Here is a 26595-nt window from a genome sequence, read left to right as displayed (position 1 = left end):
AGTACTCGGCTACGAACCGAGCGGTCGGAGGTTCGAATCCTCCCGGATGCACCATATTCTCCTTAATAACAGCGACGATGTTGTTTTATGGTCTGCGAAATCATCGCCAGCACCAGGGAGGATAACGTTGCGTAAGCAACGGCCCGAAGGGTGAGGCGAAGCCGAATCATCCTCCCGGATGTACCATATTCTCCTCAGTAACAACGACGATGTTGTTACATAGGCTGCGAAATTATCGCAGCACCCGTTCTGAATGCATCATCTTCACTCTTCTCTCACCATCCCGATAACCGCGTTTTCCATCGCCAGTTTCATCCTGACTTTTTTATTGGCAAGCCGCGCTTTCCACTATAATTTATCCTTGTATATCAGCGTTATCAGGCTGAGATAAATGCAAGGAGAGAAATTCATGAAATGGTTCAAAGCAATACCTGCTTTTTGCGCAACGCTGCTGGTGGCGACTGCCCTCGCTGGCTGTGCGGGATCGGCTACAAAGGAGAGTACGGGCGGCTATATTGACGATACCGTGGTGACCACCAAGGTGAAAACGGCGCTCTTTAACGATAAAGACATCAAGTCCTCTGAAATCAGCGTCCAGACCTTTAAAGGCCGCGTCCAACTGAGTGGATTTGTCTCCTCCGCGGAAAGCGCTAAACGGGCGGTGGAAGTCACCCGTCGGGTGCAGGGCGTGCGAATGGTCGAAAACGATCTGCGTATTAAATAAGGCCGCCTATACGGTCTGATGCCTGAAGGCGCCTGTGGGCGCCTTTGTCGTCTGCGCCGCTGGCCGCGACAACGACCGGCTTTTGCGTTACAGTAACCATTCATTAACCGGTTGGTGAGAAGACGATGTACGAAGGTTACGCAGGACTGATCTTTGATATGGATGGCACTATCCTCGATACCGAGCCGACCCATCGTCAGGCATGGAATGAGGTGCTGGGCCGCTACGGTATGCGTTTCGACGAACAGGCGATGGTTGCCCTCAATGGCTCACCGACCTGGCGGATTGCCCAGGCGATTATTGAACTCAACCAGGCGGATCTCGATCCACATCGCCTGGCGCAGGAAAAAACCCTGGCCGTTAAGGCGATGCTGCTGGATAGCGTACGTCCATTGCCGCTGATCGAGGTGGTCAAGGCGTGGCACGGCCGTCGCCCGATGTCGGTCGGCACCGGTAGCGAAAGCGCCGTCGCCGAAGCGCTGCTGGCGCACCTGGGCCTGCGTCATTACTTCTCCGCGGTGGTGGCGGCCGATCATGTGGTCAACCATAAACCCGCGCCCGATACCTTCCTGCTGTGCGCCGAGCGCATGGGCGTCGCGCCGGAAAAATGCGTGGTCTTCGAAGATGCCGATTTTGGTCTGCAGGCGGCGAAGCGCGCGGGAATGGACGCTGTAGACGTGCGTTTGCTGTGAGCGATGCGCTGTCACTCCTCTCGCTGTTTGCCAGTAGCTTTTTAAGCGCCACGCTACTTCCCGGCAATTCGGAGGTTGTGCTGGTGGCTATGCTACTTGCGGGGGTCAGTCATCCGTGGTGGTTAGTATTAATAGCAACAATCGGCAATAGCCTTGGAGGGGTAACTAACGTTATTCTGGGGCGCCTGTTTCCGCTGCGCAAAACCTCGCGCTGGCAGGAGCGGGCGGCCGGCTGGCTTAAGCGCTACGGTGCGGTCACGCTCTTACTGAGCTGGGCGCCGGTTGTCGGCGATTTACTGTGTTTGCTGGCGGGATGGATGCGCATTTCCTGGGGACCGGTACTCTTTTTCTTATGCCTTGGTAAGGCGCTGCGCTATATCGCTATTGCGGCAGCGACGCTTCAGGGCATGACGTGGTGGCACTAATTGGACTGACAGTTCATCCATTACAATTATGCTTATTCAAACGATTTCGACAGGCGGGAGGTCAAATTGATCCCGGACGTATCACAGGCGCTGGCCTGGCTGGAAAAACATCCGCAGGCTCTGCAGGGTATTCAACGTGGTCTGGAGCGGGAAACGCTGCGCGTGAACGCAGACGGCACCCTTGCAACGACCGGTCACCCTCCGGCGTTAGGCTCAGCGCTGACGCATAAATGGATTACCACCGATTTTGCCGAAGCTTTACTTGAGTTCATTACGCCAGTAGATGGCGATATTGAGCATATGCTGACCTTTATGCGCGATGTCCATCGCTATACCGCGCGTCAGCTTGGCGACGAGCGGATGTGGCCGCTGAGTATGCCATGCTATATCGCCCCCGGTCAGGATATTGAGCTGGCGCAGTACGGCACCTCTAACGTGGGGCGCCTGAAAACGCTATATCGCGAGGGGCTGAAGAACCGCTATGGCGCGCTGATGCAGACTATCTCCGGCGTGCACTATAACTTCTCCCTACCGATGGCCTTCTGGCAGGCTAAATGTGGTGTGGAAGACGCTGAGAGTGGTAAAGAGGCCATTTCGGCGGGCTATTTCCGCTCAATTCGTAACTACTATCGCTTTGGCTGGGTGATCCCCTATCTGTTCGGCGCCTCGCCGGCGATTTGCGCTTCGTTCCTGCAAGGAAAGCCGACGACGCTGCCCTTTGAGGAGACGGGCAACGGCATGTATTACTTGCCGTACGCCACCTCGCTGCGCCTCAGCGACCTTGGTTATACCAATAAGTCGCAAAGCAATCTCGGAATTACGTTTAACGATCTGCACGAGTATGTGGCAGGATTGAAGCGCGCGATTAAAACGCCGTCGGAAGAGTACGCCAAAATCGGGCTGGAAAAAGACGGTAAGTATCTGCAGATCAACAGCAATATCCTGCAGATTGAAAACGAACTCTATGCGCCGATCCGCCCGAAACGCGTCACTCGTCGGGGCGAAACCCCGTCCGATGCGCTGCTGCGCGGCGGCATTGAGTACATTGAAGTGCGTTCGCTGGATATCAATCCGTTCTCGCCGATCGGCGTTGACGCCCAGCAAGTGCGTTTCCTCGATCTGTTTATGGTTTGGTGCGCGCTGGCCGACGCGCCGGAGATGAGCAGCGATGAGCTGCTGTGCACCCGCACCAACTGGAACCGGGTGATTCTGGAAGGCCGGAAGCCGGGCTTAACGTTGGGCATCGGCTGCGAAAGCGCGCAGTTCCCGCTAGCGCAGGTGGGTAAAGATCTGTTCCGCGATTTACGCCGTGTAGCGCAGACGCTGGACAGCATTCACGGCGGCGAGGCCTATCAACAGGTCTGCGATGAGCTGCTGGCCTGTTTTGACGATCCGGAATTAACCTTCTCAGCCCGCATTCTGCGTTCTATGATTGAAGAAGGGATTGGTGGAACCGGCCGCGCGCTGGCCGATCGTTACCGGACCCAGCTGCGTGAAGAGCCGCTGGAGATCCTGAGCGAAGAAGATTTCATCGCCGAGCGTGACGCGTCGGTGGCGCGACAGAAGAAAATCGAAGCGGAAGACAGCGAGCCGTTTGAGGCGCTGTTGGCGCGGCACGCGTAGCGGTCGAAGCGCTGGAAAAGAAAAAGGCCACATCACTGTGGCCAAACTTTCATCTCTGATTCAGGGATGATGATGATAATAAATGCGCGTCTTTCATATACTGAGACTCGCGGCTGAACAAAGAGTTCATTTTATTTTAAAAAAATTCACTCCCGGAGGTGACGAATGCCGTTGTTAGATAGTTTCACAGTCGACCATACCCGAATGGAAGCCCCAGCGGTGCGTGTCGCGAAGAAAATGAACACGCCGCATGGCGATGAAATCACCGTATTCGATCTGCGCTTCTGCGTGCCGAACCAGGAAGTGATGCCGGAGCGCGGTATCCACACCCTCGAGCACCTGTTCGCCGGCTTTATGCGCGATCACCTTAACGGGAATGGCGTGGAAATTATCGACATTTCGCCGATGGGCTGCCGCACCGGGTTCTATATGAGCCTGATTGGTACGCCGGACGAGCAGCGCGTCGCCGACGCCTGGAAAGCGGCGATGGCCGACGTGCTGAAGGTGAAAGATCAGAACCAGATCCCGGAGCTGAACGTCTACCAGTGCGGGACCTACACCATGCACTCGCTGGAAGAGGCGCAGGAGATCGCTCGTCATATCATCGAGCGCGATGTGCGCATCAACAGCAACGACGAACTGGCGTTGCCGAAAGAAAAACTGCAGGAACTGCACATCTAGTGCTTCCGCCGCGGCCCGACGCCTGTCGCCGGGCCGCTTTCCCGACGCCGCCATGACGACGACCACCACCTTCTCCTTTCAGCACCGCCCGCTGGTGCCCTTTGCCCATGATTATGCCCACGGTGACCAGGAAGACTGGCATCAGCATGACTGCGCCCAGCTGCTGCATATTTTAAGCGGCGTGGTGCGGGTGGCGACGCCGGCAGGCTACTGGGTGGTGCCGCCCGGGCGCGGCGTCTGGCTGCCGGCGGGAACGCCCCACGCGCTGCGCATGACCGGTAACGTCGCGGCGCGAACGCTGTTTATCGATCCGCTGGCGCGCGCCGATCTTCCGGCGGGCTGCCAGATCGTACAGATCACGCCCCTGCTGCGGGAACTGATTGTCTCCTCCCTGGCGCTGGCTGAGCGTTATGCCCCCGCCAGCCGCGACGAACGGATTTATGAGCTGATCCTCGATGAGATCCGCGGGATGGCGATCCTGCCGTTTGGCCTGCCGGAGCCGCAAAGCGAAACGCTGCGCCGGCTGTGCCAGCAGGTGCGCGAGGCGCCGGGCGGGGTCTGGAGCAGCAGCCAGGCGGCGAAGGCGTGCAGCATGAGCGAGCGAACCCTGAACCGCCATTTTCAGCAGCAGACTAGCCTGACGTGGCGCGAGTGGGTGCGCCGGGCGAAGCTAATGGAAGCGCTGATTCGCCTGGCGCAGGGCCACTCCGTGCTGCGGGTGGCGCTGGAGCTGGGCTACGGCAGCCACAGCGCCTTCAGCGCCATGTTTCGTCGGGTGATGGGCGTCGCCCCCAGCGACTATTTTCGTCCCCCGGCCTGATCGGCGGCGCTGAGCGCATTGCACAGCGCCTGCAGCGAGGCGCGCGCCACGTCATTATCGATACCCACGCCCCAGTAGCTTTCTCCTTGCGGAAAAACGCAGCGGATATAGGCCACCGACCGGCTGTCGCTGCGCGCGCCGAGGGTATGCTCATGATAGTCCTTGATCATAAACGGTTGCCGAAACAGCGCGCTGAGGCCGCTGGCTGCGGCGGAGAGCAGGCCGTTGCCCTGGCCCTGCAGGCGTCGGGTTTCGCCGTGGTGACGCAGCGTTGCCTGCAGGGAAAGCTGGCCATTCTGCTGGCTGGCGCTCTGATAATCGACCAGCGTCAGCGCAGACTGCGTCTGCAGCCCGTAGCGCGTGCGGAACAGCTGCCACAGCGCATGGTGGGTCATCTCTTTGCCGTCGCTATCGGTGACCTGCTGAACGTGCTGGCTGAAGTCCTGCTGCAGCCCGCGGGGCAGCTTCAGGCCATGATTTTGTTCGATAAGCCAGGCGCTGCCGCTTTTCCCCGACTGGCTGTTGACGCGGATCACCGCCTCATAGCTGCAGCCAATATCCTGCGGGTCAATCGGCAGATAGGGCATCCGCCACGGGTCGCCAGGCTGACGGGCATCAAATCCTTTTTTGATCGCATCCTGATGGGAGCCGGAGAAGGCGGTGTAAGCCAGACTTCCCGCCCACGGGTGGCGCGGGTGAACGGGGATCTGATTGCAGTTTTCCACCACTTCCACCACCCGGTTCATCTGCTCGAAGCGAAGCTCAGGATCGATGCCCTGGCTGTAGAGATTCATCGCCAGCGTCACCAGACAGACATTGCCGGTGCGTTCGCCGTTGCCAAACAGGCAGCCTTCCACCCGGTCGGCACCGGCCATCACCGCCAGCTCGGCGCTGGCGACGCCGGTGCCGCGGTCATTGTGCGGATGCACGCTGATGCAGACTTCGCCGCGGCGGGAGAAGTGGCGGCAAAAATATTCGATCTGATCGGCATAGACATTCGGGGTGTTGACTTCCACCGTCGCCGGCAGATTGACGATCATCGGTCGCTCGGCGCAGGGCTGCCAGACATCCGCCACCGCTTCGCAAATCTCAAGCGCAAACTCGGGCTCGGTGAAGCAGAAGGTTTCAGGCGAATATTCATATTGCCAGCGGGTCTCCGGCTGCTGTTCGCACTGCTGACGGATAAGCCGGGTGGCGCGGGTCGCGAGGGCGATCACCTCGGCCTTGTCCATGCCGAAAACCAGCTCGCGGAACAGCGGCGCGGTGGCATTGTAGAGGTGGACGGTGGCCCGGCGGGCGCCGCGCAGCGCCTCAAAGGTGCGCAGGATCAGCGGGTCTCGCGCCTGGGTCAGCACCTGGATAGTGACATCCTCCGGGATGCGCTGTTCGTTAATCAGCTGGCGGACAAAGTTGAAGTCGGTTTGTGAAGCGGAAGGGAAGGCGACCTCAATCTCTTTAAAGCCGCACTCCAGCAGCAGATCCCAGAACTGCAGTTTGCGGGCGCTGTCCATGGGCTCGGCCAGCGCCTGGTTGCCGTCGCGCAGGTCAGTCGACAGCCAGCGTGGGGCGTGGCTGATTTGCCGGTCAGGCCAGCGGCGGTCGGGAAGAGCGATCGGCGGATAGGGTCGGTACTTTTCAGCAGGATGGCTCAGCATAGTGTTCTCCTTAATGGTCAGCCTTTATCCTGCCCGAGCGCCGGCGGGCGGGCTTTCGCAAACGAGACAGAAACTAGCGAGAACTGGACAACCTGAAGGCGTAAAAAAGGGACCCGCAGGTCCCTTAATGTGAGGCTTAGTGCGCGCCGCCGCCGCCGCCGCCGGCGCTGAACGGGGGTCTGGCGAACCACACCAGTCCCAACAGCAGGATGAAAATGGCCGCTGAGATCCAGAAGATTTCGTTGGCGGAGATAATCAGCCCCTGGTTGGTTATCTGCTGTGCTATCCAGCCGGACGCCTGTTGCTGCGTCATTCCCATCCCCTGCAGCTGATCGTAGATCTGCTGCGCGTTGGGGTTGAACGGCGTCACCGATTCGGTGAGCTGCGCATGGTGCAGCGCCTCGCGGTTGGTCCACAGGGTGGTGGTGATCGAGGTCCCGATGGAGCCAGCAAGGGTACGGGTGAAGTTCGACAAGCTCGACGCCGCCGCCAGCCGCTCCGGCGGCAGGCCGGAAAGGGTGATGGTGGTCAACGGCATGAAGAAGCAGGCCACCGCGAAGCCCTGGATAAACTGCGGCCACGCCGAGGCGCCAAAGTCCATCCCCGGTTCGAAGGTCCAGGCGCGCCAGTAGAAGCAGACGGCGTACATGATAAAGCTGAAGGTGACCAGCCGCCGCATATCGAGCTTATGCGCAAAGCGGCCGATAATCGGCGACAGAATGACCGGGATCACCCCCACCGGCGCTGACGCCAGGCCGGCCCAGGTCGCAGTGTAGCCGTATACCTCCTGCAACAGCTGCGGCAGCAGCACGATGGCCCCGAAGTAGAGCATGTAGGCCAGGCTGATGCAGAGGCAGCCGATGGTGAAGTTGCGCGACTTAAACAGCGACAGATCGACAATCGGGTTATCGTCGGTCAGCTCCCAGACGATCAGGAAGCTTATCGCCACCACCGCCACGATGGTCAGAATGATAATTTCATTGGAGGAGAACCAGTCCAGCTCTTTGCCCCGGTCCAGCATCACCTGCAGACTACCGATACCGATGATCAGCAGCGCCAGGCCGACGCCGTCGATACGCCGCTGTTCGGTTTTGGTTTCCCGGTTGCGCAGGGTCTGCAGGGTCATCAGCACCACCGCCACGCCAATGGGCACGTTGATAAAGAAGATCCATCCCCAGTGGTAGTTATCGCTGATATAGCCGCCGAGGATCGGGCCGCAGATGGGAGCGACGATCACCGTCATCGACCACAGCGCCAGGGCGATAGAGCGTTTCGCCGGCGGATAGTTGCTGAGCAACAGACTTTGCGACAGCGGGATCAGCGGCCCGGCAACAATACCCTGAATGACGCGGAAGAAGATCAGCATCGTCAGGCTGTTGGAGACGCCGCAGGCCCAGGAGGCGATAGCGAAAGCGGTGGTGGACCACAGGAACAGCTTCACCTCGCCCACGCGCTTGGCCAGCCATCCGGTGATCGGAATGGAGATGGCGTTAGCGACCCCGAACGAAGTGATGACCCAGGTCCCCTGGCTCAGCGATGAGCCAAGGTTACCGGCGATGGTCGGGATCGCCACGTTGGCGATAGTGGAATCCAGCACCTGCATGAACGTCGCGAGCGATAGCGCAATGGTCATGATGACCAGCTGCGCGCCTTCCAGCGGTTTTTGCTGTTGCATTACACTCACCCCGAATTATCCGGCGTTGGCCTGAATGATCTCGTCTATCAGCTTATTGACCGGATCGAGAGCGATTTCGCGGGCGTTGCTCTCGTAGACCGGGGAGCTCCGCACCTGGCTTGCCAGCATTTCGCCATCGCGATCGGTGGTGTTAACTTCTACCAACGTCGAGAGGCCGATGCGCAGCGGGTGTTCCGCCAGCTGTTTTTCATCCAGTTCGATGCGGACCGGCAGACGCTGTACCACTTTGATCCAGTTACCGGTGGCGTTCTGCGCCGGCAGCAGGGAGAAGGCGCTCCCGGTCCCCATATCCAGACCAACCACCTTGCCGGTGTATTTCACGTCATCGCCATAGATGTCGCTGATCACCGTGGCCGGCTGGCCAATGCGCATATGCGCCAGCTGGGTCTCTTTAAAGTTAGCGTCGATCCACAGGTTAGTTGCCGGAACCACCGCCATCAGCGGCGTGGTGGTGCCAATCTGCGCGCCAGGCTGTACCGAGCGACGGGAAACGTAGCCGCTAATCGGGCTGACGATCTGCGTACGCTGCAGGGCCAGCCAGGCGTTACGCACTTCGGTCGCCGCCTGCAGCACCGCCGGCTGCTGTTCGAGTTTGGTACCCAGCACGATCGCCTGGTTGGCGTTGTACTGCTGGATGGCCACGTCAAGCTCGGCCTGCGCGCTGGCGACGGTGTCGCGGGCGTGCTGCAGCTCTTCGCGGCCGATGAGGTTCGCCGCGCCCAGCGGGATACGGCGGTTCAGGTCAGCCTGCGCCTGGGCGAGGGCGGTTTTTTTGACGTCAATATTCGCCTGCAGCTGCTTGCTGTTGATCATCTGCTGACGGGTTTGACGCACGCTGGCGGCCAGCTGCGTCTTGGCTTTCTCAAACGCCTGTTGGGCATCGGTCTGATCGAGGGTGACCAGCGGATCGCCTTTCTGCACGTAGTCCGTGTTGTCAGCCCAGACTTTGGTCACGCTGCCCGAGACCTGGGCCATAATTTGTACCTGGTTCCCTGCCACGTAGGCATCGTCGGTCTCTTCGTAGTGACGCAGTACCAGAAACCAGTAAATCCCATATGCCACGGCAATAATAATGAAGAGCAATGTCAGCAACAGAAGGGCGCCTTTACGCTTCCCTTTTTTGCTGCCTGGTTGCTGCGGGGTTTGGCTCTCCGCATTTGCGCTCATGTTATTCTCCACGATCTTATTATTTCACATCGGCTGAGCCGACCTGTTTATCAGAAAGGCCAGCAGAGATCTGCTGGCCTGGCTGTTTTCCTTGCAACGTAAAAATGGGCTGAGCGACGCCGCCCTTAGCGTAGAGAGTCCGCCAGCACGCCTTCTTCTTCCATCTGGTCAAGGCGGCTCAGGAGTTTGCGGGTAATATGTTCGAGCTGATCTTTTTCGCTGGTGCTGAGTGAAGACCACAGCTGATGCAGGCAGTTATGCTGCGGCGGCAGGACTTCACGCAAAAACTGATGGCCCTTTTCGGTCAGCTGCAGATGCAGACAGCGACGATCGTTATCGCTCTCGCGGCGTTCAATCCAGCCGCGTTTTTCCAGTTCATCAGCGATACGGGTGGCGTTGGTACGCGACGAGCCCAGCGCACAGCTCAGCTCGGACGGCTGAATGCTGTGGTTTTCCTGCGACTCCAGCGTAATCAGCGCCATAAATAATGTCTCGTTAATTCCCTGCGCTTTGAGCATTTTATTGCGATTTTCCAGCAGCTTACCTTGCATATGCATGCAAAGACGAGTTAACAGAATCTCCTGGAACGGGAAATCTTCATGGCGGCTGGCGCGGAACTTGAGCATTTGCTCAATGGGAGTAAACGAACTATCCATTTGGGTATGACCTCATTAATTACAGCCGATATAATAACTATTGTGACAAATAAATCAAATGAATTATTGACCAAAATTGATACGTAAAGCTTAGAGCCCGCTGGCGATTTTCCAGGCCAGACCGTAGGCCAACGCCGACAGTAGGGTCGGGATAATAATGCTGCGGGTTTTCCAGAAGGCGCCCCCCAGCACCAGGAAGCCGATCAGCGTCGGCGCCAGACGATGGGCATCGGCGAGGATCTCCGGCACGCTGGAGACCACCAGCAGCGCGCAAATCGAGGCGATACCGATGGTATCCAGCAGCACGCTGACCGGGCCACGGCGGGCAGGCCGGGCATGGCCCGCGCGCAGACGCAGGGGAAGATAGCGAAACAGATAGTTCACGCCGCCGACAATCACCCCGAGCAGAAGGACCTCACTGTTCATCCGGCATCCCCTTCAGCATGGCCTGGACCAGCGCCGTCAGACACCCGCAGACAATTCCGGCAAGAATCGCCGCCGGAATGGAAAATAACAGAATGCCGCCCAGGGCGCCCGCCAGCGCCGCGGTGACGCACAGGGATTGCTGGCGCTGGAAAGAGGCCAGCAGGAAGCTCATAAACAGCGCCGGCAGCATAAAGCCGAGCGCGGCTTCCACCGCCGGATAGTCCACCAGCAAACCGTTGCCGGACCAGGCGCCGGCCAGCGTGCCGCACACCCAGGATGCCCACGAGGTGAACGCGAGACCGAGCATCCAGTTTTCGCTCCAGCGGCGGTTGTCGCGAACCAGCCTGGCGGTGGCGGCGGCGAAAACCTCATCGGTCAGGCCGAAGGCCCAGAGGGCGGTTTTCTTTTTGTTCAGCGCGGTATGGATGCGGCTGCGCAGCGAGGGGCCATACAGCACGTGGCGTACGTCCATCGCCATCACCGTCAGGGCGGCGACCCACAGCGAACTGCCGGCGGCCAGCATGGCGGTGATCACAAACTGGCTGGCGCCGGCGTAAATAATGCAGGAGAAAAACAGGCTTTCCAGCGGGGTGAAACCCAGCCGGGTGGCATTGAGTCCGAAGGCGAATGCCACCGGAAGGTAGCTGATGACGATGGGGAGACTGTCTTTAATGCCTTCGCCGACGGTGGCGACACGTTCAGATAAGGCACAGGTTAAGGGCGCGGGGTTTTCCATATGAATAACTTATCGCTGGATCCATGTGAAGGTGGCAAATTGACCGATGTCCCCACCTTAACAGAGCGCGACGCGCCTTAACACTATGAAAATGCCCGCAATCCGCTTTTCCCTGACCCAGACGGGATGAAAGGCGGGGAAGGGGGCCCGGATAAGGCGTCGGGCCTTATCCGGGAGCGGGTTACTGCTGCGCGGCGAGGGCGGCTTTCACCCAGCTGTCGAACAGCGGCTGGTGGGCCTTGATCCAGCCATCAACATGACCGTTAATGTCGGCTTCAGAAGCATGGCCTTCGTGCATCATCGCATTCTCGGCATTGATGTCGGCGATCGGCAGCTTCATGACGCTAAACAGAGTGGCGGCGGCCGGGTTTTTCTCCGCCCAGGCTTTGTTGGCGACAATGTGCATGGTGTTGACCGGGAATCCATAGTTGGCGCCATTGGCCAGTTTGGTATCGATGTTTTTCTGCTCGCCCGGCAGGGAGGAGAACGGCACCTGCAGCCAGACGACGTCTTTGCCAGGCTTCAGCACGTCGCTAACCCAGTACGGCGTCCAGGTGTAGTAGAGCACCGGTTTACCCTCTTTATAACGGGCGATGGTGTCGGCCATCATCGCCGCGTAGTTGCCCTGGTTATGGGTGACGGTTTTGCTCAGGCCATAGGCGTCAATCTGGTGGTTAATCACCGCTTCGCAGCCCCAGCCAGGGGTGCAGCCGGTGAGGTCCGCTTTACCGTCGTTGTTGGTATCAAACAGTTTGGCGATCTGCGGATCTTTGAGCTGATCGATGGAGGTGATGTGGTACTGCTCGGCGGTTTTTTTGTCGATCAGATAGCCCTGGGCGGCGCCTGAGACGTATACCCCCTTGCGGTAGAATTTGTTATCACCGCCCGCCGCGGCGTACATGTCATCGTGCAGCGGCTGCCAGTTGGTGGCGATGAAGGTGGTATCCCCAGCGGCAATAGAGGTATAGGCAACGTTATAGTCCACTTCGCTCGGTTTCTCGACGGTGTAGCCAAGCTTCTCCAGCGCGCGGCTGACCAGCAGGGTCTGGAAGCTCTCTTCGGAGATGGTGCTCTGGGCCGGCTTGACGGTAATGCCTTTGCCCGGCAGGTCGGCGGCGAAGGCGCTGGTGGCGATCAGGGTGGCAAAGGCGGCGGTGGCCATCATCGTGCTATGTCGCATGGTGGTTCCTCTTATTGTTTAACGGGAAGGGCGGCCCCCCGGCATCGGCTGGTGCTGGGGAGCGGCGCTGTTATCGACTTATCGACAGAAAGGGCGAGTGAGAAGCCCCAGCGGGCCGGTGGTATACCAGCGGCGGTTGCCGCGACTGCGGGCGTCGCGGCCGACGGCCTGGGTAAGGCGGTCAAGAATAATCGCCAGGATCACGATCCCGACGCCGCCGACGGTGGCCAGGCCCATATCCAGGCGACCAATGCCGCGCAGCACCATCTGGCCAAGACCGCCGACGGCGATCATCGAGGCGATCACCACCATCGACAGGGCCAGCATCAGCGTCTGGTTAACCCCGGCCATAATGGTGGGCATCGCCAGCGGCAGCTGAACTTTAAACAGCAGCTGGCGCGGGCTGGCGCCAAATGAGCGCGACGCTTCGATCAGATCCGCAGGCACCTGGTTTATCCCGAGGATGGTCAGACGGACGATGGGCGGCAGGGCGAAGATAATCGTCACCACCACGCCGGGCACGTTGCCGATGCCGAACAGCATCACGATCGGCACCAGGTAGACGAAGGCCGGCGTGGTCTGCATGGCATCCAGCAGCGGGCGGATAATTTTCGCCGCCCGCGGACTGCGCGCCAGCCAGATCCCCAGCGGCAGGCCGATGATCATGCAGAACAGCAGGGCGGTGAGGACCAGCGCCAGGGTGACCATCGCCTGCGACCACGCGCCGATGGCGCCAATGGCAATCAGCGATACCAGGGTGGCGACCCCCATGCCGAGGCTGGAGATCTGCCAGGCGATCAGCGCGAAGGCGATAATCGCCACCGGCGCCGGCATTCCCAACAGCAGCTGCTGAAAGGCGCTGAGAATGTAGTCGATCGGCACGCGGATCCCCTGGAACAACGGGCGGAAGTGCAGCACGATCCAGTCGATGGCGTGAGTCACCCAGCTGTCGAGCGGGATCAGGGTCTTATGGAACGGATCCATGATATTGAACTGTTCCGGCTGCGGCGCCGGGGCGCTGTGCAGCCAGTCGGCGCCACCGCCATTGGTCGGCGCGGCAGTAGAAGCGCCACCCCAGGCGTCTGCAGCCTGGGCGGCGCCGTCGGTTGCCGGGGCGCTGTCCCACGGATTGGTTTGATCAGCCATGATTCACCCCCTCGCGATCTAAAGCCTGGAGCAACATTCGTTTGGAAATGATGCCAATATATTGTTGTTCTTCATCCACCACCGGGACGGCGCACGGGGCGTGGCCGACGTGGGAGAGCAGATCGCTGAGCGGCGTTTGCGCCTCCACCGCCAGCGGGGCGTCAATCAGCGCCGCCTCGATCCCCTGGCCGGCGCTGAGCGCGGTTTTCAGAGAATCGATCGACACAATCCCGACAAAGCGATTACCACGCTCGATGACATAGCCATATTCCCGGTCTTCATCCTGTAATAATTTCAGCGCTGAGCGGGGGCCAAAACCTGGCGTTTTACGAATCAGGCCGACCGGACTACGACGGGCAATATCTTTGGCGCTGAAGACCTGGCTAATATCGACGCCGCGGAAGAAGGTGCGGACATAATCATTGGCCGGATTATTCAATATTTCATCCGGAGTACCGACCTGGACCACTTCGCCATTTTGCATAATGGCGATACGATCGCCAATTCGCATGGCTTCATCAAGGTCATGGGAAATAAAGACAATGGTACGCTGATGCTTAGCCTGTAATTTGATCAGCTCATCCTGCATTTCGGTGCGAATGAGCGGATCGAGCGCGGAGAAGGCTTCATCCATTAACAGAATATCGGGATTAATCGCCAGGGCGCGGGCTAAACCGACGCGCTGACGCATCCCGCCGGAGAGTTCATCCGGCCAGGCGTGGGCATAATTCTCCAGCCCCACCTGCCGCAGCGCTTCCCGCGCTTTTTGCTCTCGCTCAGCGGCCGGGACGCCGGCAAGCGCCATGCCAAACGCCGTGTTGTCGAGCACGCTCATGTGCGGCATCAGTGCAAAGGATTGAAAAACCATCGCAATTTTTTTACGACGCACCTCGCGCAGCTCGGCGTCCGACATTTTCGCGATATCGACCCCGTCAATCAGCACCTGGCCGCGGGTGGGTTCAATCAGGCGATTGAGAAGGCGAACCATGGTGGATTTCCCCGAACCAGAGAGCCCCATGATGACGAATATCTCGCCTTCTTCAATGGCCAGACTGGCGTCTTTGACGCCAAGCGACAGCCCCGTTTTTTCCAGTATTTGCGCTTTGTTGAGTCCTTTCTCAATATATTTGAAAGCACGGTGAGGGTGCTCGCCAAATATCTTATAAAGATTTTTAATTTCTAATTTAATTGCCATGCAATAGAGAAGTTCCTGTTATTTGTTTATTGCGATACGGTACCCAATGGTGATTATGATCTTTTTACACCCTAACATACTCAGATTCTGTGACAACCCTTAATGACAAACTCTCGGCAAAATGGAGTGAGGGACATGGCGGCGCAGCCCCCGTGATATAAGGGCTGAGCGGTAATTTGTTGTGGGTAATATTTTTTGATTATCTCTGGATAATTCGACTGAAATAGACCAGTTTTCTGCTAAATATGACGGGATGATGACGGTTAGGCCATGGAGAGAATATTTGACAGATGAACCCACTTTTCTGCGAAATAGATCACCAGGAATTCGGTCGCGATATTCCTGGTGAAAGTACGGTTAAAAGTCCCAGTCGTCGTCGGCGGTCTCTTCCATTTTTCCTATCACGTAGGAGGAGCCAGAACCGGAGAAAAAGTCGTGGTTTTCATCGGCGTTGGGCGACAGCGCCGCGAGGATCGCTGGATTAACCGCCGCCATCTCCGCCGGGAACAGCGCCTCGTAGCCGAGGTTCATCAGCGCTTTGTTGGCGTTGTAGCACAGGAAAGCGCTAACGTCGTCGAACCAGCCGCTCTCGCCGTACAGTTCCCGGCTGTAGGCCAGCTCGTTGTCGTAAAGATCCATCAGCAGATCGAGGGCGAAATTTTTCAATTCTTCGCGCTTGCCGGGGCTGACGATCTCCAGTCCTTTCTGATATTTGTAGCCGATGTAATAGCCATGCACCGCTTCATCGCGAATGATCAGGCGGATCAGATCCGCGGTGTTGGTCAGTTTTCCCCGGCTGGAGAAGTACATCGGCAGCCAGAAGCCGGAGTAGAAGAGAAAGGATTCGAGGAACACGCTGGCGATTTTTTTCTTCAGCGGCTCGTCGGCCTGATAGTAGCCCAGCATCAGCTGCGCCTTGCGCTGCAGGGGCTCACAGCTTTCGCTCCAGGCGAAGGCGGCATCCACCTCCTTGCTGTGGCACAGCGTGGAAAAGATGGAGCTGTAAGAGCGAGCATGAACCGCTTCCATAAAGCTGATGTTCGACAGCACCGCCTCCTCATGCGGGGTCAGGGCGTCCGCCATCAGCGCCGGCGCGCCGATGGTGTTCTGAATGGTGTCGAGCAGGGTCAGCCCGGTAAAAACGCGAATGGTCAACTGCTGCTCCGCCGCGCTGAGGGTTTGCCAGGCGGGAATGTCGTTCGACAGCGGCACTTTCTCCGGCAGCCAGAAGTTGCTGGTGAGACGGTTCCACACCTCCAGATCTTTATCGTCATCGATGCGGTTCCAGTTGATCGCGCTGACGCGCGTTAAATGGGTCATCCTGATCTCCTTACAGCGCGCAGGACACGCAGCCTTCAATTTCAGTGCCTTCCAGCGCCAGCTGGCGCAGTCGGATGTAGTAGAGCGTCTTAATGCCTTTCTTCCAGGCGTAGATCTGCGCCTTGTTGATATCGCGGGTGGTGGCGGTATCGGGGAAGAACAGGGTCAGCGACAGCCCCTGATCGACGTGGCGCGTCGCCTCGGCGTAGGTGTCGATGATTTTCTGGGGCCCTATCTCGTAGGCATCCTGATAGAGGGCCAGATTGTCGTTATTCATAAACGGCGCGGGGTAGTACACCCGTCCGGTTTTCCCCTCTTTGCGGATCTCAATCTTCGAGACGATCGGGTGAATGCTGGAGGTGGCATGGTTGATGTACGAGATCGAGCCGGTGGGCGGCACCGCCTGCAGATAGCGGTTGTAAATGCCATAGCGCATGACGTCGTCGCGCAGCTGGCGCCAGCTTTCCCGGTCGGGCAGGGAGATGCCGGCGCGGGCGAACAGCGCGCGGACCCGTGCGGTTTTCGGCTGCCACTCCTCATGTAGATATTTGTCGAAGTACTCCCCGCTGGCGTAGCGCGACTGCTCGAAGCCGGCGAAGCGCTGACCGCGCTCGCGAGCCAACAGCATCGAGGTGTGCAGCGCGTGCCAGGTCACGGTGTAAAAGTAGATATTGGTGAAGTCCAGCCCCTCCGGGCTGCCGTAGGCAATGCCTTCCCGCGCCAGGTAACCGTGCAGATTCATCTGCCCCAGGCCGATGGCGTGGGAGGCCGCGTTGCCGGCCGCCACGGAAGGGACCGACTGAATGTGGCTCATGTCGGACACGGCGGTCAGGGCGCGCACCGCGGTGGCGATTGTGCGGCCGAAATCCGGCGAGTCCATGGTATGGGCGATATTCAGCGAGCCGAGGTTGCAGGAGATATCATCCCCGATATGGGCATAGCTGAGGTCTTCATTATAGGCGGACGGCGTACTGACCTGCAGGATCTCGGAACACAGATTGCTCATGGTGACCCGCCCGGCCACTGGACTGGCGCGGTTCACGGTGTCTTCAAACATGATGTACGGGTAGCCGGATTCAAACTGGATCTCCGCCAGGCGCTGGAACAGGTCGCGGGCGCGGATCCAGCGTTTGCCCACCCGCTCGTCGGCCACCAGCTGCGGATAGAGGTCGCCGATGGCGCAGTCGGCGAAGGGTTTGCCGTAGAGCCGTTCGACATCATACGGCGAGAACAGCGCCATCTGCGCGTCTTCTTTCGCCAGCTGGAAAGTGATATCAGGGATCACCACCCCCAGCGACAAGGTTTTGATGCGGATTTTCTCATCGGCATTTTCACGCCGGGTATCAAGGAAGCGCAAAATATCCGGATGGTGCGCGTGCAGCCAGACCGCCCCCGCCCCCTGGCGGGCACCGAGCTGGTTGGCATAGGAGAAGGCATCCTCCAGCATCTTCATCACCGGCACCACGCCGGAGGACTGGTTTTCGATGCGCTTGATCGGCGCCCCGGCCTCGCGCAGGTTAGAGAGTAAAAAGGCCACGCCGCCGCCGCGCTTCGACAGCTGCAGCGCCGAGTTCACCGCCCGGCCGATGGACTCCATATTATCCTCAATGCGCAGCAGGAAGCAGGAGATCAGCTCCCCGCGCTGCTGTTTACCGGCGTTGAGGAAGGTGGGGGTAGCCGGCTGGAAGCGGCCGCTGAGTATCTCCTCCGTCAGCTGCCGCGCCTGCTGTTCATCGCCCCGGGCCAGCGTTAGGGCCACCATTACGCTGCGTTCGGCGAAATCCTCGAGGTAATGTTTGCCATCAAAGCTCTTCAGCGCGTAGCTGGTGTAGAACTTCCAGGCCCCGAGGAAGGTCTGGAAGCGAAACGCGGCGCGCCGGGCATGGTCGAACAACGCCAACACAAACCCGCGGTCATAGCCGGCCAGCACTTGCGGATCGTAATAGCCCTCGCGGACGAGCCAGCTGAGTTTATCCTCCTGGCTGGCAAAGGCGAGGGTGTTGGGCTGAACCTGGGTCGCCATAAAGGCCTCAACCGCCTGGCGATCTTTCTCAAACGGGATGCGGCCCTCGCTGTCGTATAAGTTCAGCATCGCATTGAGGGCGTGAAAATCCACGGCGGCGGTTATACGTTCTGCGGTTGTCGTTGCCAAAATTCGCTGACTCCTTTGCGTACGTTATCGATATCGTCGGGGGTTCCCATCAGCTCGAAGCGGTAGAGATAGGGCACGGCGCACTTCTGCGCGATGACATCCCCGGCGCGCCCCCAGGCGTCGCCAAAGTTGCGATTGCCGGCGGCAATCACCCCGCGGATCAGTCGACGGTTATGTACGTCGTTTAAAAAGCGGATCGCCTGACGCGGCACGGCGCCGGCGTTGCCGCCGCCGCCATAACTGGGAACGATGAGAATGTAGGGCTCGTCTACCTGCAGATGTTCACGCTCGTTTAGCGGGATGCGCACCGCCGGCAGCCCCAGGCGCTGCACAAAGCGATGGGTGTTCTCCGAACGGCTGGAGAAGTAGACGATGAGGCTCATGCGCTGGCCGCCGCGACGGAGGGACGCAGGCGATTGATCATATCCGGGCGGAAGCCGCTCCAGCGCAGGTCGCCGGCGATCACCACCGGCAGCTGGCGAAATCCCTGCTCGCGCAGGATGTCGGCGGCATCCGGCTGTTGGTCGACGTTGACCATTTCAAAGGCCAGTCCCCGGCTCTCCATGGCTCGCCGGGTGGCATGGCACTGCACGCAGTCATTTCGAGTGTAAATAATAATGCGCATGATTCGTATTTCCATTTAAGATAACAGCACGGCGCTAAACGTAGCGTCGAACGTTGTGGGCCATTCGATAAGGAAATACTAGATGTAGTTATTTAAAACTTCAACCACTCAATATATAGCGTTTTTAGCAAAGAATTCCCCCGCCGGGATGGCCAGGCGGAGGAGGGGGAAGGTTGCGCGAAACTACAGACGCATGGCGACGGCGAGGCGGTTAAAGGCGTTCATCAGGCTGATAGCGAAGGTGAGATCGCTTATCTGACGCGGGGTAAAATGTTCGCGCAGCGGCAGGTAAACCTCATCTTCCGCATGGCTGGCGGCGATGTCGGTGACCGACTCGGCCCACGCCAGTGCCGCGCGTTCGGCAGGGGTAAAATGGTCGCTCACCCGCCAGCCGGCCAGGGCATCCAGCTTGCTCTGCGCCATGCCGCCCTTGCGCAGCGCCTGGCTGTGCTTCTCAAGGCAGAAGGCGCAGCCGTTGATCTGCGACACGCGTAAATAGACCAGCTCCACCAGGGCGCTGCCCAGCTCGCTTTTCTCCAGCGCGAGGCTGGCCTGCACCAGCCCTTTATAGACTTCCGGGCTTAGTTCACTGAATGGCTGACGTAATTGGCTCATGGTGTTCTCCTCTCTAAGACGGCAGCCAAAATAGCACTATAATGGACTGCAAAAGATAGCCATATTGTGATGAAAAAAGCAGACCATAATGGAAGCCAGCCACCTCCCTCTCTATCAGCGTATTGCCCGCCAGCTGAAATCCGCCATTGAACGGGGCGAACTGGCTCCTGGCAGCCGTCTGCCCGCCAGCCGGGTGTTTGCCCAGGAGCAGGGCGTCTCCCGGGCGACCATCGAAAACGCCTGGGGCGAACTGGTCGCTCAGGGCTGGCTCGAGCGACGCGGGCAGGCGGGAACCTTTGTCAGCGAACGGCTCAGTCCGCGCCAGCTGGCGCCGGTAATGCCAGCGCAACCTGCCGCGCCGGCGGAGCCGTTGCCGTTTCAGATGGGGCTCCCGGCGCTGGATCTCTTTCCGCGCGGGCTGTGGGCGCGGGTGATGGGGCGCCGGCTGCGCACGCAGTCGCGGTTCGATCTGGCGCCCGGCGATCCCGGCGGCGACCCGCTTCTGCGTCAGGCGATCGTCGACTATCTGCGCCTGTCGCGCAGTATCGACTGTCAGCCGGAGCAGGTGCTGATCGCCGGCAACTATGCCACCGCTATGAACCTGATCCTGCGTACTCTGGCACAGCCGGGGCAGCATATGTGGATGGAAGATCCGGGATATCCCTTTATCCGCCCGGTGGTCGAGGCCGGGCAACTGGTGGTGGATGCGATCCCGGTGGACGACGAGGGGATGGATATCGCCTGGGGCCAGCGCCATCATCCGCAGGCGCGGTTTGCCCTGCTCACCCCGGCGCATCAGAGTCCGCTGGGCGTGGCGCTGTCGCTGCCCCGGCGTCGCCAGCTGTTGGCATGGGCCGCGGAGCGTGACGCATGGATCATTGAGGACGATTACGATAGCGAGTTTCGCTATCGCGGCAAACCGCTGCCGCCGCTGAAAAGCCTTGATGCGCCCCAGCGGGTCATCTACGCGGGCACCTTCAGCAAGTCGATGTTTCCGGCGCTGCGCACCGCCTGGCTGGTGGTGCCGAGCGCGCTGGCGGCGCGCTTTCAGCAGACCGTGGAGCGCCAGCCCTGTACGGTTCCCACCCTGTGGCAGCAGACGCTGGCGGATTTTATCCAGCAGGGCTATTTCTGGCGTCATCTAAAAAAAATGCGCGCCAGCTACAGTCAGCGCAGGCAGTGGCTGGAGTCTGCTCTGCAGGCGCAGGGCTTTCAGGTTACGCCGCAGCAAGGGGGGATTCAGCTGGTCATGCCGGTTAGCGGCGACGATCGCCTGTTGGCCCAACGGGCGGTGGCGGCCGGGCTGGCGGTACAGGCGTTGAGCGACTGGCGGATGCGCCATACCGGCGAGGGGGGATTACTGATGAGTTTTACCAATATTCGCTCGCCGGCAATGGCTGGCGCGCTGGCCCGGCGGCTGGGGGAGGCGATCAGCGTCGGCGTCACACCCGATGGTGCGTAAAAAACCCCTGCGGCCAGAGGCGCGCAGGGGCTGACGCGTATTTGTTATCTTCATTGCTTTCCGTGAAGCAGGCGGGCTTCCGCACGCTGATCGCGCGGCGGCAGCAAACGCTATAGCTATTATCGACGTAAATTGAGCAATACGCCAATAAATACCCCGACGGCGGCGGCGGCGCCCACGCTGTGCCACGGTTTATTGCGCACGTAGGTATCGGCGCAGCCCAGCGCATCACATGCTGCCTGGCGCGCATCCAGCGCCGCCTGCTGCACCCGGTTGTGGCCATTAATGCGGGCGCGGGTCTCTTTTAACAGCGACTGCGCTTTGGCACGCGCCGCTTCCGCTTCCTCTTTCGCGTCACTGCCCCACGATTTCAGCACCTCTTCCAGCGTGTCCGCTAATTGGCTGACATCGTTATGAATATCTTCGGCGTTATCGTCAAAATTGTTGCGGTTCACATGGTTAGCCATCGTTATCTCCCTTAATTCCATCGAGTGAGTAAGTGTAGGACAAGATTTTGAATTATGCTTACTGCTGTGGTTTCTGGAATATTCCGAAAGCACTGCCCTTAATGAATAAGGTAAGGTCAATGTGCGGTAAAAGATAACGAGGAATCAGTATGTATTTAAGACCCGATGAGGTGGCGCGTGTTCTTGAAAAAGCCGGCTTCACCATGGATGTTGTGACGCAAAAAGCGTACGGCTATCGCCGCGGCGATAATTATGTTTATGTGAACCGCGAAGCGCGCATGGGGCGAACAGCGTTAGTTATTCATCCGGCGTTAAAAGAGCGCAGCAATATGCTGGCTGAACCGGCTTCAGATATCAAAACCTGCGACCATTATGAACAGTTTCCGCTGTATTTAGCCGGGGATGCGCAGCAGCATTATGGAATTCCGCACGGATTTAGCTCACGCATGGCGCTTGAGCGTTTTCTGAATGGGCTATTTGGCGAAGCTAAGCCGGCCATGTCGACGAATTAATTCGCTGGATAAAGGCCCGGGCGAAGTCGGCTGGCGGGAGGAAGCGACTGGCAGAGCCAGTCGCTGTTAACGTGTCGGTCAGGCTTTTGCCTGCTGGTAGGGAGCCACGCGGAACAGGCGGCGGCAATAGTCGAGGAAGTAGCCGTAAGCGGCGCCCATCATCATCGATACCGCCAGGTTCGAGCTCACCGCAGCGACAATCTGGTGCCAGTCCGCACCCACGCTCCACAGAATGGCGACATATACCGGCGACTGAAAGGTCACGTAGGCCAGCACGTCGGCCATATTTTTCATCCAGCCGGCCGGAGTGATGCGCCGGGCCTGACGCATGGCGAAATCGCGATAAATCCCGTAAGGAACAGCAATAATAATGTTGACCGGGATCGCCACCAGGCGCGACGATAACGACTGCTCAAACGTCATACCAGAGAGAAAAATTTCGATCATCATGTTGACGACGGTGCAGTAAACCACCATCGCAAAGGTGTCTGCAACCGCATGCCGCAAGCGGGAGTGCGCAGAGAACATCGGAGTGCTCCTCGAAAATGAAGTCAATAACGCCGAAAAATGCGCGTTGGTATAGCGTTTTTGGGCTGCCTGTTTTGATGTGCGTAGAGTATATCTCTGCATTAAAAGTGGCAACTAGCTATAAATTTTTATTTATTGCCTTTTTGTCGATAAAATACTCTGCGAAGGTTGGTTTTCTGCCCGTTACGCTACTTTTATTGCTGCTTTCATTAAATGTGTTTATTTTCAGGTGGTTATGTGATGTTTTGCCATGGTGTTTGACCAGGGAGGCGGCGTCTGAGCACTCGCCGTGGCGCAAAATCGCGTTAGCCTGTGATGAGGGTCTCATTTAGATGTTTTTATGCCATTATGCCGGTTTTTGTGGTGAAAAATTCTAAAGTGACGTGTGGCGTTTTATTCTTCCTGGCTGGGTAACTATTCATTAGGCCGTGTGGAGAGGGCCTGCGCATCCGCCGACGATAAGAGGATAAGCCGCTGACCATAAAGGTAATATCGCCTGCTGAATATATTTTCCTATCTCACCATCCGCCGCTTTTATTTATTCATGGTCTCGTTGGCCCGCGCTGGCGAAAAAGAATCGGGGATTTTCCGATATAGGGCAGGCGGAAGAGATTTACTCTCTGCATAATATATTTATCTGGACAACCGCAGGCTGGAAATAAATAAACGTTTCTATTACACTTGCCGCGTTGTGTCTTTTAATTTGCTATTTGGAATTTTTTAATTTTATGTCTTCAATGTTACACAAACTGAATAATATCCGTTCACTGCGCGCGCTGTCCCGTGAATTCTCCATTGACGTGCTTGAAGAGATGCTGGAAAAGCTCAGGATCGTCACTGAAGAAATACGTACGCAACAGCAGCTGGCGGCACAGCAGCAAGCGGAATATCAGGAAAAAGTGAATACCTGGCTTGAGCTGATGCGCGCCGACGGTATTTCTCCTGACGAGCTGGTGGCCGATATTCAGCCGCCGATGGCGGGCGGTAAAAAGCGGAAACCGCGCCCGGCGAAATATCGTTATACCGATCATACCGGCGCCGAGAAAACCTGGACCGGCCAGGGAAGAATGCCGAAGCCGATTGCCCAGGCGGTCGCCGAGGGGAAATCGCTGGACAGCTTTTTAATTTAAAACCGATTCGGCCAGCGCCACGACGGCGGGGAAGACCCACCGCCCGGCCTGGCCTTATGACCTGCAGCGAGGGAGCTTCAGCAGACGCCGAAGTCTCCCTCTTCCTGATATCGCGTCACCTCGTCTGACTTCAGCGTATAGCGTTCTCCCTGCTCCTGAGCGGCCTGAACCACCACCAGATCCTCGCCCTGCACTTCGATCACTTTCAGTTTTGGCCCGCCCGCACGCGGTTGCACCAGATCGCCGACAGAAAACATCATTCACTCCTCACTGTTAATACTACGTATGAACCTAAACCATAGCTCAACGCCCGTTCACTGAACACCGGGTGTGCTGTTTTTTGTTAAAACAATTTGGAGGTATATGTATTAGAGTTGTTAATGTTTTGCTGGCGCCATACCGCTGCTGAGAAGGGGGGACGGCGAGGGTAGGGTTACCACCAATCAGGTCAGGAAAGACACCATGAAGTATATCATTCTGTTGATCATTGTTATTGCTGTACTGTATGTCCATTACCGCGGACGGGTGCGCTATCGTTTCTGGCGACAGCTCTCCGACCATTCCACATTTACCGCGCCGCTGAATGGATTTATGTATTTATTTTCCCGCGTACCGAATACGCCTTATCTGCGCCCGGAGATGTTTCCCGAGCTGGCGATATTGCAGCAGAACTGGCTGGTTATTCGCGAAGAAGGGATCCGCCTCCAGCAACTGGAGCAGATTAAAGCGGCCGATAAATATAATGACGCCGGATTTAACTCATTTTTTAAAACCGGCTGGAAACGCTTTTATCTGAAATGGTATGAGGATGCCCATCCTTCCGCCAGCCAGCTTTGTCCGCAAACTACCGCGCTGCTGCGGGATATCCCGTCGGTAAAAGCGGCTATGTTTGCCACCCTGCCGGACGGCAGCCGTCTGCCGCGCCATCGCGACCCCTACGCCGGTTCCCTGCGCTTTCATCTTGGCCTGGCGACGCCGAACGATGACCGCTGCTTTATCGAGGTGGATGGTCAGCGCTACAGCTGGCGCGACGGGGAAGGCGTGCTGTTTGACGAGACCTATATCCACTATGCAGAAAATACCAGCGGTGAGAATCGACTGATTCTGTTCTGCGATATTGAACGGCCGATGCGCTACCGCTGGGCGCAGAAGGTCAACCACTGGCTGGGGCGCTATCTGATGAGCGCCGCCTCGGCGCCCAACGACGCCAGCGATCGCACCGGCGGAATTAACCGGGCATTTCGCTATATCTACCAGATCCGTATTGTCGGCAAGCGGCTGAAAAAATGGAATAAGACGGTCTATTACATCGTCAAATGGCTGCTTTTCGGCGGCATTGCCTGGCTTATCTGGAGTGCGTTTTAACTCCCCTGGCGCCGGTTCCACGGCATGATCGCCAGCAGGCGCGCCATGCCGCAAAAGCCGGTCACCCCGGCGAAAGTGAGCCCGGCGCCGACCGCGCCGCTGAGCAGGAAAAAGCCGCCGTTCACGGTATAGCCCAGCAGCACCCCCAGTAAAATCAGAACGCCAGCGGCAATTTGCACCTGGCGCATCAGCGGCAGCGGTTGCGATTTATCTTCCTCAACCGGGAGCCCCGCGGCTTTCCACGCCTGAATCCCACCCGCCAGCAGGCTGACCTGCGCCGGCGCGGCGGCGGCGGCCAGACGAATGGCGTTATTCTGCGTCCGGGAGCCGGCCTGGCAGTGGAAGATCACGCGCTCGCCGGCCCGGGCGTTTAGGGTCGCGCCGCCGTTCAGGGTGGCGAGCGGCACCAGCTCGGCATCGGGAATATGTTCGCGCGCGTATTCATCCGCATCGCGGATATCTATCAGTCTCGCGCCCTGGGCAATCTGCGCCCGGGCTTCGGCAGGGGTTAAGGTGGCGATGGTCATAGGCTCCTCACGGGCAATAGAGCGTTTTCAGCGTGTTGATCACCTGCTGTACTGCAGGATGGGTGATGAAATAGTGGATACGCTGAGCGTCGCGTTCGCTGTCGATCAGCCCCTCGTCACGCATCCGCGCGAGATGCTGCGAGGTGGCGGAAGGGCTCAGGCCGGTGGCGCGGGCGAGTTCACCGGCGCTGGCCCGCGGCGCGTCGCACAGCATGCACAGGATCAGCAATCGGTGAGGATTGCTCATCGCTTTCATTAGCGCGGCGGCTTCTCCGGCGCGGGCCTGCAGATCTTCGGGTGTGGTCATGTATTTTAGCTTTTTCTAAATTTAGATAACTCTAAAATAAAAAGGCCGCCAGCGCCAGCACATTTTTCCCCGCGACTCAGGCCGGAACGGCGAGATCGGCTATCTGCGCCCGGGCGCTGGCGATCCCGGCGTCGCGACCGTGCGGGCGGTTATCCAGCCCTTCGGCATAGATAAATTCCACCTCATGGATCCCCATCAGCCCCAGCACCGCGCGCAGATAGGGGGTGACGGCGTCGGTGGTTTCTCCCTGGTGAATACCGCCGCGGCTGCTGACGACCACCGCCCGGACGCCCTCGACCAGCCCCTGCGGCCAGCTGTCGGTGTAGCGAAAGGTTTCCCGCGCCCGCGCCACGAGGTCGAACCATTTCTTCAGATCGGTCGGGACGTTGAGGTTATACATCGGGGCGCCGATCACCAGCAGGTCGCTGGCTTTTAACTCGGCGATAAGCTGGTCGGAGAGCGCAACCGCCGCGCGGATGGCCGGCTGCGGATCCGCCGCCCCGCGCAGGGCGGCGAACAGCGCGCCATCCAGCGTCGGCAGCGCCATGGCGCTGAGATCGTGTTCGCGGATCCGATCGGGGTGACCCGCCGCCTGGCGTGCCGCGAGAAATTCGTTAATCAGCTGATTGGTCAGGGACGTTTCGCCATTAATGCTGGATTTTAATACCAGAACGTTAGCCATGATAAGTGCCTCAGGTAAAGGGTAGAGGCAGAGACTAACACTGTCTTTTTTCTCTCTGGAGTGACATTATTTTCCGCTATT

The 26595-nt window shown here is 58.6% G+C and carries 29 protein-coding genes and 1 pseudogene; 10 read left to right on the top strand and 20 right to left on the bottom strand.

Annotation, left to right across the window (positions count from 1 at the left end; all coding sequences use genetic code 11):
- The first annotated feature begins 409 nt into the window (after positions 1 to 409).
- The 6 genes from ABLU50_RS20285 to ABLU50_RS20260 all read left to right on the top strand — a co-directional run bounded on the left by ABLU50_RS20285 (position 410) and on the right by ABLU50_RS20260 (position 4965).
- Entirely contained in the window at positions 410 to 724 is a 315-nt protein-coding gene (locus ABLU50_RS20285) for a BON domain-containing protein (protein ID WP_004205689.1), read from the top strand.
- 125 nt (positions 725 to 849) lie between these two features.
- Positions 850 to 1416, top strand: coding sequence for a fructose-1-phosphate/6-phosphogluconate phosphatase (yqaB, locus tag ABLU50_RS20280; protein ID WP_004205690.1), 567 nt, complete (start codon positions 850 to 852; stop codon positions 1414 to 1416).
- Positions 1413 to 1841 (top strand): YqaA family protein, encoded by a 429-nt coding sequence (locus ABLU50_RS20275; protein WP_023318976.1) that lies wholly within the window; start codon positions 1413 to 1415, stop codon positions 1839 to 1841. The genes yqaB and ABLU50_RS20275 overlap by 4 nt, the downstream gene beginning before the upstream one ends.
- 66 nt (positions 1842 to 1907) lie before the next feature.
- On the top strand, positions 1908 to 3464 hold the full coding sequence (gshA, locus tag ABLU50_RS20270; RefSeq protein ID WP_004205693.1) for a glutamate--cysteine ligase: 1557 nt from the start codon (positions 1908 to 1910) through the stop codon (positions 3462 to 3464).
- Between the two features lie 165 nt (positions 3465 to 3629).
- Positions 3630 to 4145: an S-ribosylhomocysteine lyase gene (gene luxS / locus ABLU50_RS20265; protein ID WP_004205694.1), complete on the top strand. Its 516-nt coding sequence runs from the start codon at positions 3630 to 3632 to the stop codon at positions 4143 to 4145.
- A 52-nt stretch (positions 4146 to 4197) separates the two neighbouring features.
- A complete protein-coding gene (locus ABLU50_RS20260; RefSeq protein WP_060656665.1) occupies positions 4198 to 4965 on the top strand; it encodes a helix-turn-helix transcriptional regulator in 768 nt (255 codons plus the stop codon).
- On the opposite strand, the gene leuA is transcribed toward ABLU50_RS20260, so the two are convergent.
- The 14 genes from leuA to ABLU50_RS20190 all read right to left on the bottom strand — a co-directional run bounded on the left by leuA (position 4944) and on the right by ABLU50_RS20190 (position 19534).
- Positions 4944 to 6620: a 2-isopropylmalate synthase gene (gene leuA / locus ABLU50_RS20255; protein ID WP_087832489.1), complete on the bottom strand. Its 1677-nt coding sequence runs from the start codon at positions 6618 to 6620 to the stop codon at positions 4944 to 4946. The two genes, ABLU50_RS20260 and leuA, sit on opposite strands and share 22 nt — an antisense overlap.
- Positions 6621 to 6756: 136 nt before the next feature.
- Positions 6757 to 8295 carry a multidrug efflux MFS transporter permease subunit EmrB gene (gene emrB, locus ABLU50_RS20250; RefSeq protein ID WP_002914342.1) on the bottom strand — a complete coding sequence of 513 codons (1539 nt, stop codon included), beginning with the start codon at positions 8293 to 8295 and terminating at the stop codon, positions 6757 to 6759.
- 15 nt (positions 8296 to 8310) lie between these two features.
- The gene (gene emrA / locus ABLU50_RS20245; RefSeq protein ID WP_004205697.1) at positions 8311 to 9483 is read right to left on the bottom strand and encodes a multidrug efflux MFS transporter periplasmic adaptor subunit EmrA; all 1173 of its coding nucleotides are present in this window, start codon (positions 9481 to 9483) and stop codon (positions 8311 to 8313) included.
- Between the two features lie 125 nt (positions 9484 to 9608).
- Positions 9609 to 10139 (bottom strand): transcriptional repressor MprA, encoded by a 531-nt coding sequence (gene mprA / locus ABLU50_RS20240; protein ID WP_002914337.1) that lies wholly within the window; start codon positions 10137 to 10139, stop codon positions 9609 to 9611.
- A 90-nt stretch (positions 10140 to 10229) separates the two neighbouring features.
- Positions 10230 to 10565, bottom strand: a complete 336-nt coding sequence (ygaH, locus tag ABLU50_RS20235) for an L-valine transporter subunit YgaH (RefSeq protein WP_004205699.1) — start codon at positions 10563 to 10565, stop codon at positions 10230 to 10232.
- A complete protein-coding gene (locus ABLU50_RS20230) occupies positions 10555 to 11301 on the bottom strand; it encodes an AzlC family ABC transporter permease (RefSeq protein ID WP_004205700.1) in 747 nt (248 codons plus the stop codon). The genes ygaH and ABLU50_RS20230 overlap by 11 nt, the downstream gene beginning before the upstream one ends.
- Before the next feature lie 181 nt (positions 11302 to 11482).
- Entirely contained in the window at positions 11483 to 12481 is a 999-nt protein-coding gene (gene proX, locus ABLU50_RS20225; RefSeq protein WP_023290755.1) for a glycine betaine/L-proline ABC transporter substrate-binding protein ProX, read from the bottom strand.
- A 78-nt stretch (positions 12482 to 12559) separates the two neighbouring features.
- Positions 12560 to 13627 (bottom strand): glycine betaine/L-proline ABC transporter permease ProW, encoded by a 1068-nt coding sequence (proW, locus tag ABLU50_RS20220; protein ID WP_087832488.1) that lies wholly within the window; start codon positions 13625 to 13627, stop codon positions 12560 to 12562.
- Complete coding sequence (gene proV, locus ABLU50_RS20215) at positions 13620 to 14822, bottom strand: glycine betaine/L-proline ABC transporter ATP-binding protein ProV (protein ID WP_002914328.1); 1203 nt, start codon at positions 14820 to 14822, stop codon at positions 13620 to 13622. Before proV ends, proW begins: the two co-directional genes overlap by 8 nt.
- 357 nt (positions 14823 to 15179) lie before the next feature.
- Positions 15180 to 16142, bottom strand: a complete 963-nt coding sequence (gene nrdF / locus ABLU50_RS20210; RefSeq protein ID WP_004205704.1) for a class 1b ribonucleoside-diphosphate reductase subunit beta — start codon at positions 16140 to 16142, stop codon at positions 15180 to 15182.
- A 10-nt stretch (positions 16143 to 16152) separates the two neighbouring features.
- Positions 16153 to 18294, bottom strand: coding sequence for a class 1b ribonucleoside-diphosphate reductase subunit alpha (nrdE, locus tag ABLU50_RS20205; RefSeq protein WP_087832487.1), 2142 nt, complete (start codon positions 18292 to 18294; stop codon positions 16153 to 16155).
- On the bottom strand, positions 18267 to 18677 hold the full coding sequence (nrdI, locus tag ABLU50_RS20200) for a class Ib ribonucleoside-diphosphate reductase assembly flavoprotein NrdI (protein ID WP_087832486.1): 411 nt from the start codon (positions 18675 to 18677) through the stop codon (positions 18267 to 18269). Before nrdI ends, nrdE begins: the two co-directional genes overlap by 28 nt.
- Complete coding sequence (nrdH, locus tag ABLU50_RS20195) at positions 18674 to 18919, bottom strand: glutaredoxin-like protein NrdH (protein ID WP_004205709.1); 246 nt, start codon at positions 18917 to 18919, stop codon at positions 18674 to 18676. Before nrdH ends, nrdI begins: the two co-directional genes overlap by 4 nt.
- Before the next feature lie 183 nt (positions 18920 to 19102).
- Positions 19103 to 19534 (bottom strand): carboxymuconolactone decarboxylase family protein, encoded by a 432-nt coding sequence (locus ABLU50_RS20190; protein ID WP_004205714.1) that lies wholly within the window; start codon positions 19532 to 19534, stop codon positions 19103 to 19105.
- 88 nt (positions 19535 to 19622) lie between these two features.
- Here ABLU50_RS20190 and ABLU50_RS20185 point away from each other — a divergent pair, with 88 nt between their 5' ends.
- Complete coding sequence (locus ABLU50_RS20185; protein ID WP_087832485.1) at positions 19623 to 20996, top strand: PLP-dependent aminotransferase family protein; 1374 nt, start codon at positions 19623 to 19625, stop codon at positions 20994 to 20996.
- Between the two features lie 119 nt (positions 20997 to 21115).
- Here ABLU50_RS20185 and ABLU50_RS20180 read toward each other — a convergent pair whose 3' ends face one another.
- Complete coding sequence (locus ABLU50_RS20180; protein ID WP_004205716.1) at positions 21116 to 21463, bottom strand: DUF883 family protein; 348 nt, start codon at positions 21461 to 21463, stop codon at positions 21116 to 21118.
- A gap of 149 nt (positions 21464 to 21612) precedes the next feature.
- Here ABLU50_RS20180 and ABLU50_RS20175 point away from each other — a divergent pair, with 149 nt between their 5' ends.
- Positions 21613 to 21975 (top strand): DUF2002 family protein, encoded by a 363-nt coding sequence (locus tag ABLU50_RS20175; protein WP_004205718.1) that lies wholly within the window; start codon positions 21613 to 21615, stop codon positions 21973 to 21975.
- A 78-nt stretch (positions 21976 to 22053) separates the two neighbouring features.
- Here ABLU50_RS20175 and alaE read toward each other — a convergent pair whose 3' ends face one another.
- Entirely contained in the window at positions 22054 to 22503 is a 450-nt protein-coding gene (alaE, locus tag ABLU50_RS20170) for an L-alanine exporter AlaE (RefSeq protein WP_004205719.1), read from the bottom strand.
- A gap of 728 nt (positions 22504 to 23231) precedes the next feature.
- Between alaE and stpA the strand changes: the two genes are divergently transcribed.
- The gene (gene stpA, locus ABLU50_RS20165; protein WP_023290746.1) at positions 23232 to 23633 is read left to right on the top strand and encodes a DNA-binding protein StpA; all 402 of its coding nucleotides are present in this window, start codon (positions 23232 to 23234) and stop codon (positions 23631 to 23633) included.
- 77 nt (positions 23634 to 23710) lie between these two features.
- Here stpA and ABLU50_RS20160 read toward each other — a convergent pair whose 3' ends face one another.
- Positions 23711 to 23890: a hypothetical protein gene (locus tag ABLU50_RS20160; RefSeq protein WP_004205721.1), complete on the bottom strand. Its 180-nt coding sequence runs from the start codon at positions 23888 to 23890 to the stop codon at positions 23711 to 23713.
- Positions 23891 to 24095: 205 nt separating this feature from the next.
- On the opposite strand from ABLU50_RS20160, the gene lpxO reads away from it, so the two are divergent.
- Positions 24096 to 24998, top strand: a complete 903-nt coding sequence (gene lpxO / locus ABLU50_RS20155) for a lipid A hydroxylase LpxO (RefSeq protein ID WP_004205722.1) — start codon at positions 24096 to 24098, stop codon at positions 24996 to 24998.
- On the opposite strand, the pseudogene ABLU50_RS20150 reads toward lpxO, so the two are convergent.
- The 3 genes and pseudogenes from ABLU50_RS20150 to ABLU50_RS20140 form a co-directional block, all read right to left on the bottom strand.
- A pseudogene (locus tag ABLU50_RS20150) lies at positions 24979 to 25525 on the bottom strand (rhodanese family protein). The gene lpxO and the pseudogene ABLU50_RS20150 overlap by 20 nt on opposite strands.
- 7 nt (positions 25526 to 25532) lie before the next feature.
- Entirely contained in the window at positions 25533 to 25832 is a 300-nt protein-coding gene (locus tag ABLU50_RS20145) for a metalloregulator ArsR/SmtB family transcription factor (protein ID WP_002914277.1), read from the bottom strand.
- Between the two features lie 76 nt (positions 25833 to 25908).
- Entirely contained in the window at positions 25909 to 26514 is a 606-nt protein-coding gene (locus ABLU50_RS20140) for an NAD(P)H-dependent oxidoreductase (protein WP_069602552.1), read from the bottom strand.
- Between the last annotated feature and the right edge of the window lie 81 nt (positions 26515 to 26595).

Source organism: Klebsiella sp. GG_Kp173 (assembly GCF_040062415.1).
GTDB lineage: Bacteria > Pseudomonadota > Gammaproteobacteria > Enterobacterales > Enterobacteriaceae > Klebsiella > Klebsiella quasipneumoniae.
The sequence above is the reverse complement of the archived record's forward strand: the minus strand, read 5'-3'. Positions and strand labels throughout refer to the sequence as shown.

Bases quoted from the DNA above. Each gene is read 5' to 3' on its own strand.
- ABLU50_RS20285 (WP_004205689.1), top strand. From the start codon at position 410: ATGAAATGGTTCAAAGCAATACCTGCTTTTTGCGCAACGCTGCTGGTG.
- yqaB (WP_004205690.1), top strand. From the start codon at position 850: ATGTACGAAGGTTACGCAGGACTGATCTTTGATATGGATGGCACTATC.
- luxS (WP_004205694.1), top strand. From the start codon at position 3,630: ATGCCGTTGTTAGATAGTTTCACAGTCGACCATACCCGAATGGAAGCC.
- ABLU50_RS20260 (WP_060656665.1), top strand. From the start codon at position 4,198: ATGACGACGACCACCACCTTCTCCTTTCAGCACCGCCCGCTGGTGCCC.
- leuA (WP_087832489.1), bottom strand. From the start codon at position 6,620: ATGCTGAGCCATCCTGCTGAAAAGTACCGACCCTATCCGCCGATCGCT.
- emrB (WP_002914342.1), bottom strand. From the start codon at position 8,295: ATGCAACAGCAAAAACCGCTGGAAGGCGCGCAGCTGGTCATCATGACC.
- emrA (WP_004205697.1), bottom strand. From the start codon at position 9,483: ATGAGCGCAAATGCGGAGAGCCAAACCCCGCAGCAACCAGGCAGCAAA.
- mprA (WP_002914337.1), bottom strand. From the start codon at position 10,139: ATGGATAGTTCGTTTACTCCCATTGAGCAAATGCTCAAGTTCCGCGCC.
- ygaH (WP_004205699.1), bottom strand. From the start codon at position 10,565: ATGAACAGTGAGGTCCTTCTGCTCGGGGTGATTGTCGGCGGCGTGAAC.
- ABLU50_RS20230 (WP_004205700.1), bottom strand. From the start codon at position 11,301: ATGGAAAACCCCGCGCCCTTAACCTGTGCCTTATCTGAACGTGTCGCC.
- proX (WP_023290755.1), bottom strand. From the start codon at position 12,481: ATGCGACATAGCACGATGATGGCCACCGCCGCCTTTGCCACCCTGATC.
- proW (WP_087832488.1), bottom strand. From the start codon at position 13,627: ATGGCTGATCAAACCAATCCGTGGGACAGCGCCCCGGCAACCGACGGC.
- proV (WP_002914328.1), bottom strand. From the start codon at position 14,822: ATGGCAATTAAATTAGAAATTAAAAATCTTTATAAGATATTTGGCGAG.
- nrdF (WP_004205704.1), bottom strand. From the start codon at position 16,142: ATGACCCATTTAACGCGCGTCAGCGCGATCAACTGGAACCGCATCGAT.
- nrdI (WP_087832486.1), bottom strand. From the start codon at position 18,677: ATGAGCCTCATCGTCTACTTCTCCAGCCGTTCGGAGAACACCCATCGC.
- nrdH (WP_004205709.1), bottom strand. From the start codon at position 18,919: ATGCGCATTATTATTTACACTCGAAATGACTGCGTGCAGTGCCATGCC.
- ABLU50_RS20190 (WP_004205714.1), bottom strand. From the start codon at position 19,534: ATGAGCCAATTACGTCAGCCATTCAGTGAACTAAGCCCGGAAGTCTAT.
- ABLU50_RS20185 (WP_087832485.1), top strand. From the start codon at position 19,623: ATGGAAGCCAGCCACCTCCCTCTCTATCAGCGTATTGCCCGCCAGCTG.
- ABLU50_RS20180 (WP_004205716.1), bottom strand. From the start codon at position 21,463: ATGGCTAACCATGTGAACCGCAACAATTTTGACGATAACGCCGAAGAT.
- ABLU50_RS20175 (WP_004205718.1), top strand. From the start codon at position 21,613: ATGTATTTAAGACCCGATGAGGTGGCGCGTGTTCTTGAAAAAGCCGGC.
- alaE (WP_004205719.1), bottom strand. From the start codon at position 22,503: ATGTTCTCTGCGCACTCCCGCTTGCGGCATGCGGTTGCAGACACCTTT.
- stpA (WP_023290746.1), top strand. From the start codon at position 23,232: ATGTCTTCAATGTTACACAAACTGAATAATATCCGTTCACTGCGCGCG.
- ABLU50_RS20160 (WP_004205721.1), bottom strand. From the start codon at position 23,890: ATGTTTTCTGTCGGCGATCTGGTGCAACCGCGTGCGGGCGGGCCAAAA.
- lpxO (WP_004205722.1), top strand. From the start codon at position 24,096: ATGAAGTATATCATTCTGTTGATCATTGTTATTGCTGTACTGTATGTC.
- ABLU50_RS20145 (WP_002914277.1), bottom strand. From the start codon at position 25,832: ATGACCACACCCGAAGATCTGCAGGCCCGCGCCGGAGAAGCCGCCGCG.
- ABLU50_RS20140 (WP_069602552.1), bottom strand. From the start codon at position 26,514: ATGGCTAACGTTCTGGTATTAAAATCCAGCATTAATGGCGAAACGTCC.